Raw genomic sequence first — 15,061 nt, 5'->3', positions numbered from 1 at the left:
CACCCTTTCGATGTCGATTCGGGCCGTCGGTGGCGCGGGTGCGTTCCGCGGGCGGGGTCAGCCGTCCGCGGGGACCCGCCGGAAGCCGTCGACGTCGGGGAACGGCCGGGGCAGGTGCGGCCGGATCGGGACGTGGAAGGTGTTGAGCATCATCGCGGACATGCTGAAGCTGCCGACGCAGCCGATCAGGTCCAGTACGCCGTCCTCGCCGAAGAGCGCCAGGGCGGCGGCGCAGGTCTCGTCGGTGACGAAGTGGTCGTGGAGCATCTCGTGGGCGAAGGCGTGGAAGACGCGCTCGTCCTCGGCCTCGAAGGCGGGGTCCTCGCCCCGCGCGAGGCGGTCCAGGCACTCGGCCGGGACGCCTTCCTCGACCGCCTGCTGGATGTGGGCGTTCCAGGCGGCCTGGCTGTCGAAGTGGCGGGCGGCGATCAGGACGCTCAGCTCGCGCAGCCGCTGCGGGAACCGGGACCGGTTGCGGCAGTAGGCGCCGAGGTTCTCGACCCAGTGGGCGAGTTCCATGTTGCGCGCCCAGACCAGGAACGGCGGCGGTGGTTCGACACCGGGGCCGACGACGGTGCCACCGCCACGGACACCGACACCGACACCGACACCGACACCGACCTGGTGATCAGCGGTCTGACCTTCACCCAGAACGTCTCCTACGCCGTCGCCAGCGGCGCGGACCTGAGGTTCGACTTCTACCAGGGCACCGTCAAACCGGCCGACGTCGGCATGGAGACCCCGGCGACCCCGCCCACCACGCCCACGCCGGTGGTCGTCTGGGTCCCCGAGTACGGCCTGGAGGAGTACGTCGCCGGCCGCAACCACACCAACGTGGACAGCAAGTTCCCCACGCCGATCGCCAGTTACCTGGCCTACGGATACGCGGTCGTCAGCGCCACGTACGCCTCCCGGGCGTCGCGGGAGAAGGACGTCAGGCTCCTGATCGAGTATCTGAAGGCGCACGCCGACGACCTGATCCTCGACACGGACGGCATCGGCGTCCTCACGGCCACCGGCACCGGCTACGTCGCGAGCATCGCCGTCAGCGACGGCGGCACGGCGGACGTACCCGACCTGACGATCGCGGCACGGAAGGACGCGGACTACCGGGCCCTCATCACCCCCGCGAACACCAGACGGATCGTCGAGTACTTCGCGTCCCACATCGGCGGGAGCTACGACGCCGACCACGAACCGATCACCATGAGCACCCCGGACGTCGCCTGGGTCGACCCCTGCGTCGACACCAGCGAACTCGGCGCGTACCGCGTCTTCCCGACGCCCTCCCGCGGCCAGGGCACCTACGTCAGTTACGCCGTCTACCTGCCCGACGCGTACACGAGGTCACCGCGCAGACGCTTCCCGGTGATCTCCTTCCTGCACGGCGGCAACGGCAACCAGCGCGAGGCGAAGAACTGGCTGATGGTGCAGGTCGACGGCCTGATCAAGGCGGGCAAGCTCCCGCCGACCATCGTCGTGTGCGCCCAGGGCCTGCCGATCGGCTGGTACGTGAACGCCAACGAGGCGGCCGACGGCGTCCTGAGCGGCCCCGTGGAGGACGTGATCGTCAAGGACCTGGTCCCGCACGTCGACGCGACCTACCGGACCGTCGCCACCCGGGAGGGCCGGGGCGTCGAGGGCTGGTCGGCCGGCGGTTTCGGCGCACTGCGCCTGGCCTTCAAGTTCCCCGGGACGTTCGGCCACGCCTCCAGCCTCGCGGGCGCCGTCATCGACTTCGAGGACGAGCCCATGAAGCAGTACGTGACCAACACCTTCGGCCCGCTCGACGACCCGGCCTCGGCCGCCTACTTCGACTCCGTACGGCCCCACCACTACGTCGAGCACAACGCCCGCGCCATCAAGGCCGCGGGGGTCGGGGTCCGCCTCCTCGTCGGCGACGGCGACTGGCTCTACGACAAGGACGGCAAGAAGATCACGGAGAACTTCAGCAAGCTGCTGACGCGGTACGGCATCGAGCACACCTACACCGTGCTCCCCGGCGTCGACCACATGGTCACGGAGGCGATCTCCGCCGGCACCCTCGCGTACCCCTCGGACTTCTGGGAGGAGGCTCTGGCCAGGTTCAGGTAGGCGCGCCGCCGACGGACACCGCGACCGGACGCGGGCCGCACGGCCGGGAGCCCCGGATCGCCTGATCCGGGGCTCCTGACTACTTTCCCGCTGTCGTCACAGAGCGGCGACGTGCACGCTCGCGGCCGACACGACCCCGTCCACCGAGGCGACGGCCAGGACGTCGGCGCAGACGTCCGCGACGGGCGTCTCCAGGTGCACTCCAGCGAGCGCGCCGAGCCCGAGGCCCCCGGAGACGTTGTCCAGGGCGGAGTCGGACAGCTCGGCGGATTCGATCCGAGAGGCGAGGTTTTCCACGCGTGTTTTCCCTTCAGACGGCTTGACCCGTGCCAGGCGCGCCCGGTCCCACGGTCCGGAACCGTTCGCGGCGCCCTGCACGACGCGGAGGATCAAAACACGCCCGTGGAGCGAGGGGCCAGCGGCCGGCACGCCGGACCGGCCGCTCCCGGCGGCGGGCTTCACGCGTGTGGTTCCGCGGTGCCCGCGGAGGCCGTGTTCTTCACACGGTCTCCCGTCCCGCCGCCCTCCACACCCCCCTCGCGCGGCCGACCGGCCGGCGATCGCCGGCCCGCCGCGCCGGCCGTGCCCCCTTCGCGCCGTCTGCCGGAAGTCCCCCCGGACCGTGGGAGGGCCGTGTGCAGGTTCACCGGATTTTCGGCCCCCATGGCGTGGACGCCCCGACGAGCGGGCCGTCGCCCCGCCGGAACTCGGCACGTCCGTGGGGCCGGCCGGGCCGCTCCACCGGGGCCGGACGGACCACGGCGGGCCGTCACCCGCTCACCCCGCGGACGCGTCACCGCCGGTGCCGTCCGCCGCCTCCAGCGCGGCGACCAGCCGGTCGAGGGCGGGCAGCGCCCGGTCCAGCGCCGGCCGGTCGGCGTCGGACAGTTCCCGGACGACCCGGACGAGGGCCGCGGTGCTGGCACGGTCGTGACGCTCCAGCAGTTCCAGCGCCCGGCTCGACGCGGTGAGCACCACGGTCCGCCGGTCGTGCTCGGGCCGGACCCGCCCCACCAGCCGCGCGGCGGACATCGTCCGGACGAGGTTGCTGACGGTGGACGGCGCCACCCGCAGCCGTGCGGCGGCCGCGCCGGGACGGAGGCCCTCGGCCGAGGAGGACAGCGCCCGCAGCAGCCGATCTGCGCCTCCGGCAGGTCCGGCAGCCCCTCGGCGTTGCGGGTGGCGCGCAGGACGGCGCGCCGCAGCGGCCCCAGCAGACCCCCCAGTCCGGCAAGATGGCAGCAAGACCGTGCTGTACCAGAACGACCACCTGGACGAGATGCGCGCCCACCGGGACGCCGGCCCCACCTACCCGATCCACGTCGTCCCGGAGTTCGCCCGCATCACCCTGTTAGAACACGTCGGCGAGAACGACGAGAGCGTCGTCGCGGTGGGCCCCGAGGACCTGCCCGAGGGCTTCGCCGACCGCGTCAACCGAAAGGACGGCGACGCCATGGCACCCGAGCCCCCCGCGGCCCCGCCCCTCACCTTCTTCGCCCACCTGTCGGTGCGCGTCGACGTCCCGCACGACCTCGGTGAGGCGCCCGACGGCCACCGCCGGCTGGTGCCCCTGACCGGCGGCCGCTTCGACGGGCCGGACGTGCACGGCACCGTCCTGCGGGGCGGGGCCGACCACCAGGTCCTGCGCACCGCCACCCTGACCGAACTCGACGCCCAGTACGCCCTGGAGACGGACCGGGGCGAGCGGATCGCGGTGCACAACACCGGCATCCGCTCGGGCAGCGCCGAGGACATCGCGGCCGTCGTACGGGGCGAGGAGGTGGCGCCGGAGCGCATCTACTTCCGCAGCTTCCCGCGCCTGACCACCGCCGCCCCCAGGCTGGCCTGGATCAACGAGCGCCTCTTCGTCGCGACGGGGGAACGCCGGCCCGACAGCGTGGAACTGGACGTCTTCCTGCTCGGCTGACGACACGGCACCACCGTCCACGGCGGCATCACGACCGCGCGGCGCCCGGCCGCCCCGCCACGGCGGGAAGATCGGGAATCGGCGCGGACGCGCGGACCGTCCGGGCGTAGGCTTCGGTCAGCACGGACACGGCGGGGGTGGAGCACATGGCGGCGGCCGAGGCGGCACAGAGGTGGGATTCGGCCCTCGATGCGGTCGTGGTGTACGCGCAGGGCGCGGTCTGCCGCCGCCTGGCCCGCGGCGGCGTGCCCGCGGACGGCCGGGTGCGCGTGACGGGACTGCCCCGCTCGCTGGACCCGGGCTCCCTGCGGGCCCGCGCCCTGGGCACCCCCGGGGTACGCGTCACCGAGGCCCGCATCGAGGTGGAGGCGGAACCGTACGACACCGGCGTGCCCGACGGGTTGCGGCGCGAGGTGGAGCGGCTGCGGGAGGAGTGCGCGGCGGCGCGGGGCCGCCGGGACCGGCAGCTGAGCCTGATCGAGGAGGTCAGGGCCCTCCAGCCGGTGCCACCGCCCCGCCGCAAGGACGACCCGCACCGCCGGACCCCCGTCGACGCGTGGCTGGAGCTGGCCGACTTCGTCGACGAGCGGCTGACGGGACTGCACGGCCGGCTCGTCGAACGGGAGGAGGCGCTGCGCCGCGTCGAGCACGAGCTGACCGTCGCCCTGGACCGGCTGGCCCGCGCCTCCACCGCCGCACCGTCGGCCCCTGTGGAGACCACGGTCTCCGCCGTCCTGGCCCTCGACGGCGCCGAGGGCGCGGAGGTGGAGCTGGAGCTGGAGTACGGGGTGCCGGGTGCCGTCTGGGTGCCAGCCTACCGCCTCTTCCACCGCCGGGGCGACAGCGGCGGCCGTCTGGTGCTGCGCGCCTCGGTCGCCCAGCGCACCGGCGAGGACTGGACCGGCGTCCGCGTCGCCCTGGCCACCGCCGACCTGCGGCGCGCCACCGACCTGCCGAGGCTCCGCTCGGTCCGGATCGGGCGCCGCCAGCCCACCCCCGCGTCGTCGGGCTGGCGTGAGCCGCCGGCGGGGCTCGCCGACCTGTTCGCCGGGTACGACGCGGCGGGCCCCCGCCCCGCGACGGCCGCCGCGCGCGACGCCGTCGTGGCCGGTGCCGCTCCCGTGCCCGTGGCCGCCGCGGGCGGCCCCGCGTCCGCTCCCGTTCCGCCGCCGCCACCGCCCGCGCCGTCGGCACCGCAGGGCCACGGCGGGCCGGCCGGCGCGTTCCCGGTGCCCGGCGGCGTGCTCGGCGCCCCGCCGGCGCCCTTCGCCGCGGAGGCGCCCGACCTCGCGGCGCCCCCGCCGCCGCTCCGGCCCCACCGGGCCGGCAAGGCGCGCGCCGGCGGCGGCCCGTTCGCGGCTCCCGCCGCGATGGCACCCGCGGCTCCCCTCGGGGCCGCGCCGCCCCCGCCTGCCGCACCGGCACCGGCGGCCGGTCCGCCGCAGCCGAGCGGCGCCGAGCTCGACTACACCGCCCTCCTCCTGAGCGGCCCCGACGAGCAGGGCGGTCGCCGGGGCCGGCTGTTCCCCGACTCCCCCTTCGACCCGGTGGCGGCCGAGTACCGCCGCCGCGCCGCGTCGGTGGCCGCGCTGCCGCTGCCCGGGCACGCCGTGCGGCCCCGCGAGTCGGCGGGTTCCTTCGACCACCGCTTCGACGCCGTCGCGCGCGCCGACATCCCGTCGGACGGCACCTGGCACACCGTCACCGTCGGCGAGATCCCGGTCGGTCTGCGCACCGAGTACCTCTGCGTGCCGTCCGTGGAACAGACCGTGTACGCGACGCTGGTGCTCTCCAACGCCACCGGCCAGGCCCTGCTGGCCGGCCCGGTGGAGGTCACCGTCGACGACGACTTCCTGCTCACCGCCGCACTGCCCACGCTGGCCCCCGGCGGTGTGTGCCGGGTGGGGCTCGGGCCGGCCGAGGGCATCCGGGTCACCCGCCGCACGAACCTGCACGAGTCGACCTCGGGCCTGCGCAACAACACCACCGTGCTGGACCACCGGGTCCACGTGGAGCTGGCCAACCGGCTCGCGGGGCCCGTCACCGTCGAGGTCCGCGAACGGGTGCCGGTCACCTCCGAACCGGACGTGCGGATCGAGGAACGGTCCGACTGGACGGCACCCGGGGACGCCCCGGGGCCGGAGCACCACGCGCCGGGCACCCGAGTCTGGCGGGTGGAGCTGCCCGCCGGCGGCACCGCCGCCCTCGACGGCGGCTACGAGATCCGTATCCCGGCCGGCAAGGCCCTGGTCGGCGGCAACCGCAGGAGCTGACGCACCCCATGTCCACGGCCCCGAAGCCGATCGCCCTCCCCGTCACCGCCGTCACCTGCCTGGAGGACCGCGCCCACGTGGAGCGCGCCGTCGTGCTCGACCTCGCGGCCGGCGTCCAGCGGCTGCGTCTCGGGCCGGTCAGCGCGCTGGCCGTCGACCGCACCGTCCATGCCGAGCTGACCGCCGACCATCCGGCGACCGTGCTCGACGTGCGGATCGTCCGTGCCTGGACGCCGCGCGGGCCGCTGCCGCCCACCGAGGACGACTCCGCCCTGCGCCACCGGGCGGCGGCGCTCGAAGAGGAGCGGATCGCCCTGGAACAGCGGCGGGACCGGCTGCGCGCCCGCCTCGACGCGCTGGGCCGGCTCGCCGCCGATCTGCTGCGGGAGATCGGCGAGGGCGCCGGCTCCGGCGAGAGCGACGGGGCCCGCTGGGCCCGCGAACTGGACCGGGTGGACGCCGAGCGCGACACCCACGGCGAGCGACTGCGCGCCGTGGAGGCCCGGCTGGCCGCCGTCGCCGTCGAACTCGCCGAGGTACGGAAGGCCATCGACCTCAGCGAGGAGGAGCCCGCCGAGCTGGTCGGCCACGTCGAGCTGACCGTTCAGACCGCGGCCGCCGGACCGGTCGGGCTGCGTCTGACCCACCTCACGCCCTGTGCGCTGTGGCGGCCCGCCTACCGGGCCGTCCTCGACGGGGACTCCCTGACGCTGGAGACCGACGCGATGCTCTGGCAGCGCACCGGCGAGGACTGGTCGGACGTACGGCTGACGCTGTCGACGGCCCGCTCGTCGCTGGCCACCGACCCGCCGCGGCTGGACCAGGACCGGCTGACGCTGGAGGACCGGTCCCCCGAGGAGCGCCGCACGGTCGACGTCGAGCTGCGCGAGGAGGAGATCACGGACCTGGGCCCGGCCCCAGTGCTCGGCCTGCCGAGCGTGGACGACGGCGGCGAGGCACGGGTGCTGCACTCCCCCGCGCCGGTCTCCGTGCCCGCGGACGGCCGCGCCCACCGTGTGCCGCTCTCCTCCTTCACCACGGCCGCGCGCAGCGAGTACGCCTGCTCGCCCGAGCTGTCCCCGCTGGTCACGCGGACGGCGCGGTTCGACAACCGGTCCGGCCACGCCCTGCTCGCCGGGCCCGTGGACCTCGTCCGGGGCAGCGGATTCAGCGGACGCGGCACGCTGGCCTTCACCGCCCCCGGCGCCCCCGTGGAACTCGCCTTCGGCAGCTGCGACGACCACCGGGTGGTCCGCCACACCGAGGAGACCCGCGACACCGCCGGCCTCACCCAACGGACCGTGCTCACCCGCACGGTCCGGCTGGACCTGTCCCGCTTCTCCGGCCCGGAGGAGCACGACGACCGGGTGATCACCCTGCGGGAGCGGATCCCGGTCTCCGAGGTCGCGGCGGTGCAGGTACGCCTCCGCGAGGAAGCCTGCTCCCCGGCACCCGACGCCGTCGACGCCGACGGCATCGCCCGCTGGGACCTCCCCCTCCCGCCCGGCGGCCACCGCACCGTCACCCTGGTCTACGAACTGACGGCCACGTCCAAGGTCGCAGGCCTCTGAACCGGCTGACGGGCCGCCCACCGGAACGCCGGGCGGCACGGTAGTGTGACGATCATGGTGGCGTGGGGTGTTCGGCCCGCGTCGGCGTCGGACGTCGAAGCGGTGGCCGAGTTGCGGGCGACGGTGCTGCGGGCGGATCTGGAACGGCTCGGGCGGTACGACGCGCGCCGGGTGCGGCAGCGGCTGCGCGACGGGTTCGACCCGGCCCACACCTGGGTGATCGAGGTCGGCGGCGCGTTCGCCGGCTGTGTGGCGCTGCGACCGGCCGCGGATTCCCACTGGCTGGAGCACTTCTACCTGGCCCCCCGTCTCCAGGGCGGCGGTATCGGTTCGGGTGTGCTGCGCGGGCTGCTGGAGCGCTGCGACCGCGACGGTGTCCCCGTCCGGCTGAACGTGCTGCGGGGCAGCCCGGCCCGACGGCTGTACGAGCGGCACGGGTTCACCGTCGAGGCCGAGGATCCGGTGGACGTCTTCATGCTGCGCGAGCCGGCCCCATGAGTGGCGGCGGTCCCGGCACCGAGCCGTCGGACGTCTCGGTGCCGGGCGCGGGCGCGGTCAGTGACCGGTGGCGAGGGTGCTGAAAGTGGTCTCGATGCCCAGCACCGACTCCTGGACGTCGACGGCCGCCTGCGCGCCCCAGCCGTGGGAGAGGCTGTCCCCGTCGTCGTTCCAGGATTCCCAGGTGACGGTGCCACCGCGGGCCAGGATGCGGGCCCAGCCGTTGTCCTCGGCGTCGGTCAGCAGAGCGCGGACGGCCGCGAAGTCGCCCCCGTTGGCGAGGCCGCGCAGCAGCCAGTGGGCGGTCATCGGTCCCTGCCGCATGCCCAGGTCCCCCACCCTGGCCGCCAGGTCCGCGCGTTCGGCGGCGGGCACGACCCCGAAGGCGAGGGCGTACGACGAGGCGTGCTGCCCGGCGTGACCGCTCTGGGTGCCGTCGGCCAGCAGGCCGTCGCCGTACGTTCCGTCGGCTGTGCGCAGCGTGGCGTTCATCCTCGCGACGAGGGCGTCGGCGTCCGCGGTGTAGCCTGCCGCCTCGGCCTCGGGGCGGCCCACGATGCGTGCGACGGCTCCCGTCGTGCGCAGCACGTCCACGCCGAGCGCGTTGACCGTGGTGCGTGCGGCGGTGCCACGTCAACGTCAGCACCCTCACGGCCCAACTGCCCGCCCGTGCATGCACGGCCCCGGCGTGTGCGGCGGAGGTCGGCCTCAGCGCCCGCCGCGGACGTGTGCCTGCCTCAGCCGAGTGTCGTACGGGCCGTGGGTACGGGCCGTCAGGGGGCCGCCCCGTTCCACAGGTCGCACTGGTGGTCCTCGGGGAAGGTGTCCACCGAGGTGATCGCCTCCGGGGCGAGGACCTGCACCTGCGGGAAGAGGTCCCAGCGTGGCGCGTTCAGGGCGTACGGGACGCCGGTCCTGGCGAAGGTGGTCCAGTAGGCGAGCATGCTGTCCGACAGGGCGTGTTGGGCCGGGGTGCCCGTGACGCCGCCGAAGACGTACCGGATCTCCGAGCCGTGGGGAGCGCCGATCGGGAAGCTGATCGGCAGGTTCAGGTAGTCCATGGCCTGGCGGTCCGCGAACTCGTACTGGTAGGACCGGGTGTGTCCGGCCATCAGGCGTGCGGTGCGGGACTGGAGGCAAGCGAACTGGGAGTCCGTGAGCACCGCGCCCAGGGCCTCGGCGGGGGTGCCGTGGTCCGACAGCGGATAGCGGGCCAGGATCTCGTCGGCCCGTTCGCCGTGGAGCGCGCGGACCGCGACCGGGTAGCCCGCGGCGGTGAGCTGCCGGCCGGCCAGGTCGTAGGTGGTCGCCACCGTGAGCCGGCCCTCGTCGGCGGTGGTGCCCTGGAGGACGGGAACGTGGTGGAAGCGTCCGCTCTCCAGGGCGTCCGGCACCTGGAGGGGGAGGACCTTTCCGTCGACGTTGGGGGTCCAGCGGGCGGTGGGCGCGGCCGAGGCGGTGAGCAGTTCGTCCGCGCTCTTGGCGCGCAGACAGGCGGCGTCCGCGCAGCCCAGGGAGTCCGCCCAGGTCTCCCCGTTGTTCTGCTGCGACTCCTGGGTGGGCAGGGGGAAACCGCAGCCGGACTGGGCGATGGCCCGGTCGAACAGGCCGGTCGTGCGGGGCGAGACCAGGTGGTGGCAGACGCTGCCGCCTCCCGCGGACTCGCCGAAGATCGTCACGTTGCCGGGGTCGCCGCCGAACGCCGCGATGTTGTCCCGCACCCAGCGCAGGGCGGCCTGCTGGTCGAGCAGTCCGTAGTTGCCGGACGTTCCCTGCGGCGACTCCTGGGCCAGGTCCGGGTGGGCGAAGTAGCCGAAGGCGCCCAGCCGGTAGTTGAGGGTGACGACGACCACGTCGCCCTCGGCGGCCAGGTTGCCGCCGTCGTAGAACGTGCCGGAGCCGACGGTGAACCCGCCCCCGTGGATCCACACCATCACCGGTCGCTCGTGGAGGGACCGCTGCGCGGGGGTGTGGACGTTCAGGTACAGGCAGTCCTCACTGGGTGTGCCGGGGCCCGCTAGGTTGCCCCAGGGGCTGGACTGGATGCGCTGCACGCAGGGGGCGCCCGGGGTGGTGGCGTCCCGGACCCCCCACCAGCGCGCCGGGGGTGCGGGCGGCTTCCACCGCAGGGAGCCGACCGGTGGAGCGGCGTACGGGATGCCGAGGTAGGAGGTGGCGGTCCCGCCCGCCTTCCCCTGCACCTGCCCGTACCGGGTCGTGACGACGGACGCGTCGGCGGCCGCGGCCTGTGTGACGGCCAGGCCGGCGGCCGACAGCAGCAGAACGCCCGCGACGGCCACCGACCGCACCACCGACCGTCGGATCGACGACCACGTGCGGCGGCAGGTGGCCGCCCTTCTTCTGACGGGGCCGGACATCGGCACCTCCGTGGGGATGGATGACAACGGTCGTCGGAGTCTGGTCCGGCCACCGGGCGCCGGGGACCGCGTGAACCACCAGTCCTGAAGCCCCGGGCGCGCTCGCGGAGGCCGGACGCCGGAACAGCCCGCCCGTCCGGCACGGGCGTCCGGCCGGCCCGCCGCCCTCCACCCACCAGGGAGCCGCCATGCACGCCCACCCGTCCGTGCGACCTCCCGCGAGTTGCCCAAGTGGGCTCAGGCCCGTTCTGAGACATGTTTGTGACAGTGTCCGGGGTCATGACGGACCCTCAATCCGCACTCGGGTCCGAAGCGGACGACGTCGAGCGCCACGAATGCCCACGCTGTCACGCATCGCCAGGCTCACCCTGCCGCTCGCGCTCCGGCGCGGTCGCCGGCACCTGTCACACCGGGCGCTTCACCAAGGTGCCCCGGCTTGCGGAACTCCTGCGCGTACCGACACCCGCCGACCGCGGCCCCGGCCAGACGTGGCGGCCCGGCACTCCAGCGCCCGCGCCCATCGACCCGGGCACCCCGACCGCTGACATCCGCATCGGCTGTGCGAGGTGCTCCAGCCTCACCCAGGAACTCCAGTCGCAGCTCGACGCGCTCGCCGGACACGGCATCCCGCGGGACAAGATCTTCGCCGAGAAGATCAGCACCCGGGTCCGGGTGCGCCCGCAGTCCGAGGCCGCGCTCGCCGCCGCGAGAGAGATCAAGGCGCACGCCCCGCACTGCCGGGTGATCTTCACGGTGAACGGGATGAAGAGGCTGGGGCGCGACGCCGCTAATCAAGCGAGCCGCGAAGCTCACCACGGACGCCACCCCCGAGCCGGTCGCCGAGGGCGCGAAGCTCACGGTCACCGGCAAGCTGTCGCGGGCTGACTGGGAGGACCTCAAGTACCACGGGTTCGCCGGGCAGTCGTCAAGCTCCAGTACCGGAAGGCCGGATCCGCCCACTACGGCACGGTCAAGACCGTGAAGGCGGGCAGCGCCGGCCGGCTCAGCACCACGGTGACCGTCACCTCGGCGGGCAGCCGGCGCTGGTACTTCCCCGGGACGACGACGACCGCACGGATCGTCTCGGCCGGGGACGCGGTGGTCCTGAAGCAGGCGCTGTCGGCTGGAGCCGACGGCACCGGGCCACGCGATGCGGGGTGCGGCCTTCGCCGCGTAGACGGTCGGGCAGGCCGCCCCGCGGGGCGGCCGAGAGCAGCATCCCCGGTGACGGGAGGGCTTCGGGCTGACTCCGTGGTGCAGAGCCCTGTGGGGGTGCGCACCACGGAGTCAGTCGCCCTGTTCCGTCCAGACGACCCGGTCCCAGCGTTCCACGGTCCTGTCGTCCTCGTGGACGAGCCAGTAGGACTCCAGGTCGCAGGGCAGGTGCAGCTGGGCGAAGAGCTTCCAGGCGGACGCCTTCCGCCGCACCTCTTCGGTGAACTCCCAGTTCCAGTCGTCGTCGAGGCCGATCAGGGCGAGTTCCGGGGGGTCCTGCGGCATACGGAGCAGTGATCCGCCGAGTTGCAGGCACAGGTCGGCCGGGACGAGCGAGGGGTCCACCACCTCCACGGGCCCGAGGTGCCGCTCGTACTCCGCGATCGCCTCGTCGAGGGCGGGGTGCCCGTCCCCGGGATGCAGGGCGTCCCCGGAGCTCGACCACCACTCGGCGTACGTCCACGCGGCACGGGCGTGGAGGACACCGCTGTCCTCCTCCCGCCGCTGTTGCCCCCGGCCGGTGTCGCGGGTGGGAGTCGCCGGCCTCCAGCGGGGGGTGAATCCGTGGTCCAGCAGCAGGGACCCGGTGGTGGAGATTCCCAGGCCGAGGTCCAGGTGGTCGCCCGGCAGGGCGGCGCAGTCGAGGACGATCGCCGTCTCGTCCTCCCCGTGCCACCAGCCCGCGGGCTCGCCCTTCCCGTCCTTGTTCACGAGGACGCACGGCCGCAGGCACCGCAGGATCTCGTCGACGGCCTCCTGCGGGACGTCACGGGCGCGCGCTGCTTCTACGAACTCCTGGCGGTTCGGCATGCGGCACATCCTGACAGACCCCACCGACAACGCCTCCCACGGCGGCGGCCGCGCGAGGATCGGTCGACTCACCGTCGGTGCGTACGCGTCGGTGTCGACGCAGCTCACGCTGCCCGACGGCACGCCGGGCCCCGAGGCCCGGCGGCGGCCCGCGCACGCGTCAGTGGGGCCACAGCAGGGTCAGGGCGCCGGTGGCGGCGCAGCAGGCGCTCGCGGCGACCGTCCAGCCCACGCAGCGCAGCCGCAGCGTCCGGTAGCGCCGCTCGTACTCACCGCGCAGGGACACGCACCGGTTGGCGATCCTCTCCAGGTCCTCGCGGGCGCGGTCGAGCCGGTCGGTGACGTAGCGCTGCTCGATCTCGATGCGCTGTGCGGTGGTGGTCCACTCCAGGGGGCGGACGAACTCGCGTGCTCGTCGTTCCGCCTCCGCGATCGTGGCCTGCCACAGGAGATACCCCTCGACCTCTTCGCCGAGACCGGTGCCCCCGGCCTGCCGGTACGACGGCTCGCTCACCTGCGTCCCCTCGTCGTTCGTCAGCGGACCTGCTGGGCTTCGGCCTCGGCCAGCGCCATGTCGGGGTGGTGCAGGTCGAAGGCCGGGGATTCGCTGCGGATGCGCGGCAGGGCGTGGAAGTTGTGCCGCGGCGGCGGGCACGTGGTCGCCCACTCCAGGGAGCGGCCGTAGCCCCAGGGGTCGTCGACGCCGACCGGCTTGCCGTACTTGGCGGTCCGCCAGACGTTGTACAGGAAGGGGAGCATCGACAGGCCGAGCAGGAAGGAGGAGATCGTGGAGATCGTGTTCAGGGCGGTGAAGCCGTCGGCGGCCAGGTAGTCGGCGTACCGGCGGGGCATGCCCTCGGCGCCCAGCCAGTGCTGGACCAGGAAGGTGCCGTGGAAGCCGACGAACAGCGTCCAGAAGGTGATCTTGCCGAGGCGCTCGTCGAGGAGCTTGCCGGTGAACTTCGGCCACCAGAAGTGGAAGCCGGCGAACATCGCGAAGACGACGGTGCCGAAGACGACGTAGTGGAAGTGCGCCACCACGAAGTACGAGTCGGAGACGTGGAAGTCCATCGGCGGCGACGCCAGGATCACCCCGGTCAGCCCGCCGAAGAGGAACGTCACCAGGAAGCCCGCGGCCCACAGCATCGGAGTCTCGAAGGACAGCGAGCCCTTCCACATCGTGCCGATCCAGTTGAAGAACTTCACCCCGGTCGGGACGGCGATGAGGAACGTCATGAAGGCGAAGAACGGCAGCAGCACACCGCCGGTGACGTACATGTGGTGGGCCCACACGGTCACGGAGAGGCCGGCGATCGCGATGGTCGCGGCGACCAGGCCCATGTAGCCGAAGATCGGCTTGCGGGCGAAGACCGGGATGACTTCCGTGATGATGCCGAAGAACGGCAGGGCGATGATGTACACCTCCGGGTGTCCGAAGAACCAGAAGAGGTGCTGCCACAGCAGGGGGCCGCCGTTGGCCGCGTCGAAGACGTGGGCGCCGAACTTGCGGTCCGCCTCCAGGGCGAACAGCGCGGCCGCGAGGACCGGGAAGGCCAGCAGGACCAGGACACTGGTCAGCAGGACGTTCCACACGAAGATCGGCATGCGGAACATGGTCATGCCGGGGGCGCGCATGCAGATGATCGTGGTGATGAAGTTGACCGCGCCGAGGATCGTGCCGAAGCCGGAGAAGGCCAAGCCCATGATCCACAGGTCCGCGCCGACGTTGGGAGTACGGACCGCGTCCGACAGCGGGGAGTAGGCGAACCAGCCGAAGTCGGCGGCACCCTGCGGGGTGAGGAAGCCGCCGACGGCGACCAGCGAGCCGAACAGGTACAGCCAGTAGGCGAAGATGTTCAGCCGCGGAAACGCCACGTCGGGCGCGCCGATCTGGAGCGGCATGATCCAGTTGGTGAAGCCGGCGAACAGCGGGGTGGCGAACATCAGCAGCATCACGGTGCCGTGCATCGTGAACGCCTGGTTGTACTGCTCGTTGGAGACGATCTGGATGCCCGGCCGGGCCAGCTCGGCGCGGATGACCAGCGCCATCACGCCGCCGATGAGGAAGAACACGAACGACGTCGAGAGGTACAGCGTGCCGATCGTCTTGTGGTCCGTGGTGCTGAGCCACTTGATGACGACCTCGCCGCGTCGTTGGCGCCGGACCGGCAGCTCGTCCTCGTAGTGGGACCCTGGTGCCGCGGCACCCTGAGGTTCGTTGACGATGCTCAAAGCGTGCTTCTCCCATGATCGCGGCTCGTCCGCGCCGTGCGTGCGTCAGCCGCCATCCTGGCT

At 73.4% G+C, this 15,061-nt stretch carries 13 protein-coding genes and 4 pseudogenes; 8 read left to right on the top strand and 9 right to left on the bottom strand.

Annotated features, from left to right (window positions below; translation table 11 throughout):
* Positions 1 to 57: 57 nt before the first annotated feature.
* The gene (locus ACIP67_RS02475; RefSeq protein WP_401686132.1) at positions 58 to 519 is read right to left on the bottom strand and encodes a carboxymuconolactone decarboxylase family protein; all 462 of its coding nucleotides are present in this window, start codon (positions 517 to 519) and stop codon (positions 58 to 60) included.
* On the opposite strand from ACIP67_RS02475, the gene ACIP67_RS02470 reads away from it, so the two are divergent.
* Positions 505 to 2,094 carry an alpha/beta hydrolase-fold protein gene (locus tag ACIP67_RS02470; protein WP_401686129.1) on the top strand — a complete coding sequence of 530 codons (1,590 nt, stop codon included), beginning with the start codon at positions 505 to 507 and terminating at the stop codon, positions 2,092 to 2,094. The two genes, ACIP67_RS02475 and ACIP67_RS02470, sit on opposite strands and share 15 nt — an antisense overlap.
* Before the next feature lie 96 nt (positions 2,095 to 2,190).
* Here the strand turns inward: ACIP67_RS02470 and ACIP67_RS02465 are convergent, their stop codons facing one another.
* The 3 genes and pseudogenes from ACIP67_RS02465 to ACIP67_RS02455 all read right to left on the bottom strand — a co-directional run.
* Positions 2,191 to 2,391 carry a hypothetical protein gene (locus ACIP67_RS02465; protein WP_401686127.1) on the bottom strand — a complete coding sequence of 67 codons (201 nt, stop codon included), beginning with the start codon at positions 2,389 to 2,391 and terminating at the stop codon, positions 2,191 to 2,193.
* A gap of 480 nt (positions 2,392 to 2,871) precedes the next feature.
* Entirely contained in the window at positions 2,872 to 3,126 is a 255-nt protein-coding gene (locus ACIP67_RS02460) for a hypothetical protein (RefSeq protein ID WP_401686821.1), read from the bottom strand.
* A 9-nt stretch (positions 3,127 to 3,135) separates the two neighbouring features.
* Positions 3,136 to 3,402, bottom strand: a pseudogene (locus ACIP67_RS02455) (hypothetical protein); the annotation flags it as partial.
* On the opposite strand from ACIP67_RS02455, the pseudogene ACIP67_RS02450 reads away from it, so the two are divergent.
* From ACIP67_RS02450 to ACIP67_RS02430, 5 genes and pseudogenes are all read left to right on the top strand, one after another.
* Positions 3,320 to 3,529, top strand: a pseudogene (locus tag ACIP67_RS02450) (phenolic acid decarboxylase); the annotation flags it as partial. The pseudogenes ACIP67_RS02455 and ACIP67_RS02450 overlap by 83 nt on opposite strands.
* Positions 3,530 to 3,547: 18 nt before the next feature.
* The gene (locus ACIP67_RS02445) at positions 3,548 to 4,021 is read left to right on the top strand and encodes a DUF3237 domain-containing protein (RefSeq protein WP_401686776.1); all 474 of its coding nucleotides are present in this window, start codon (positions 3,548 to 3,550) and stop codon (positions 4,019 to 4,021) included.
* A gap of 146 nt (positions 4,022 to 4,167) precedes the next feature.
* A complete protein-coding gene (locus tag ACIP67_RS02440) occupies positions 4,168 to 6,294 on the top strand; it encodes a DUF4139 domain-containing protein (RefSeq protein ID WP_401686125.1) in 2,127 nt (708 codons plus the stop codon).
* An 8-nt stretch (positions 6,295 to 6,302) separates the two neighbouring features.
* A complete protein-coding gene (locus tag ACIP67_RS02435; RefSeq protein ID WP_401686123.1) occupies positions 6,303 to 7,865 on the top strand; it encodes a mucoidy inhibitor MuiA family protein in 1,563 nt (520 codons plus the stop codon).
* 54 nt (positions 7,866 to 7,919) lie between these two features.
* A complete protein-coding gene (locus ACIP67_RS02430) occupies positions 7,920 to 8,363 on the top strand; it encodes a GNAT family N-acetyltransferase (protein ID WP_401686120.1) in 444 nt (147 codons plus the stop codon).
* Between the two features lie 57 nt (positions 8,364 to 8,420).
* Here the strand turns inward: ACIP67_RS02430 and ACIP67_RS02425 are convergent.
* Both ACIP67_RS02425 and ACIP67_RS02420 read right to left on the bottom strand, forming a co-directional pair.
* A pseudogene (locus tag ACIP67_RS02425) lies at positions 8,421 to 8,978 on the bottom strand (hypothetical protein); the annotation flags it as partial.
* A gap of 158 nt (positions 8,979 to 9,136) precedes the next feature.
* Positions 9,137 to 10,741, bottom strand: coding sequence for a carboxylesterase/lipase family protein (locus ACIP67_RS02420; RefSeq protein WP_401686117.1), 1,605 nt, complete (start codon positions 10,739 to 10,741; stop codon positions 9,137 to 9,139).
* A gap of 426 nt (positions 10,742 to 11,167) precedes the next feature.
* On the opposite strand from ACIP67_RS02420, the gene ACIP67_RS02415 reads away from it, so the two are divergent.
* Positions 11,168 to 11,626 (top strand): hypothetical protein, encoded by a 459-nt coding sequence (locus tag ACIP67_RS02415; RefSeq protein WP_401686114.1) that lies wholly within the window; start codon positions 11,168 to 11,170, stop codon positions 11,624 to 11,626.
* Positions 11,532 to 11,851: pseudogene (locus ACIP67_RS02410) on the top strand (hypothetical protein); the annotation flags it as partial. The gene ACIP67_RS02415 and the pseudogene ACIP67_RS02410, both read left to right, overlap by 95 nt.
* Positions 11,852 to 12,028: 177 nt before the next feature.
* Here ACIP67_RS02410 and ACIP67_RS02405 read toward each other — a convergent pair.
* The 3 genes from ACIP67_RS02405 to ctaD all read right to left on the bottom strand — a co-directional run bounded on the left by ACIP67_RS02405 (position 12,029) and on the right by ctaD (position 14,998).
* The gene (locus ACIP67_RS02405; protein WP_401686111.1) at positions 12,029 to 12,766 is read right to left on the bottom strand and encodes a hypothetical protein; all 738 of its coding nucleotides are present in this window, start codon (positions 12,764 to 12,766) and stop codon (positions 12,029 to 12,031) included.
* 160 nt (positions 12,767 to 12,926) lie between these two features.
* Positions 12,927 to 13,280, bottom strand: a complete 354-nt coding sequence (locus ACIP67_RS02400) for a cytochrome C oxidase subunit I (RefSeq protein WP_401686109.1) — start codon at positions 13,278 to 13,280, stop codon at positions 12,927 to 12,929.
* Positions 13,281 to 13,300: 20 nt separating this feature from the next.
* On the bottom strand, positions 13,301 to 14,998 hold the full coding sequence (ctaD, locus tag ACIP67_RS02395; RefSeq protein WP_401686107.1) for a cytochrome c oxidase subunit I: 1,698 nt from the start codon (positions 14,996 to 14,998) through the stop codon (positions 13,301 to 13,303).
* Between the last annotated feature and the right edge of the window lie 63 nt (positions 14,999 to 15,061).

The sequence above is a fragment of the Streptomyces sp. NPDC088812 genome (assembly GCF_044750285.1).
In the GTDB taxonomy this organism is placed as follows: Bacteria; Actinomycetota; Actinomycetes; order Streptomycetales; family Streptomycetaceae; genus Streptomyces.
Note: the sequence above shows the minus strand (reverse complement) of the source record. Positions and strands in the feature narration are given on the sequence as shown.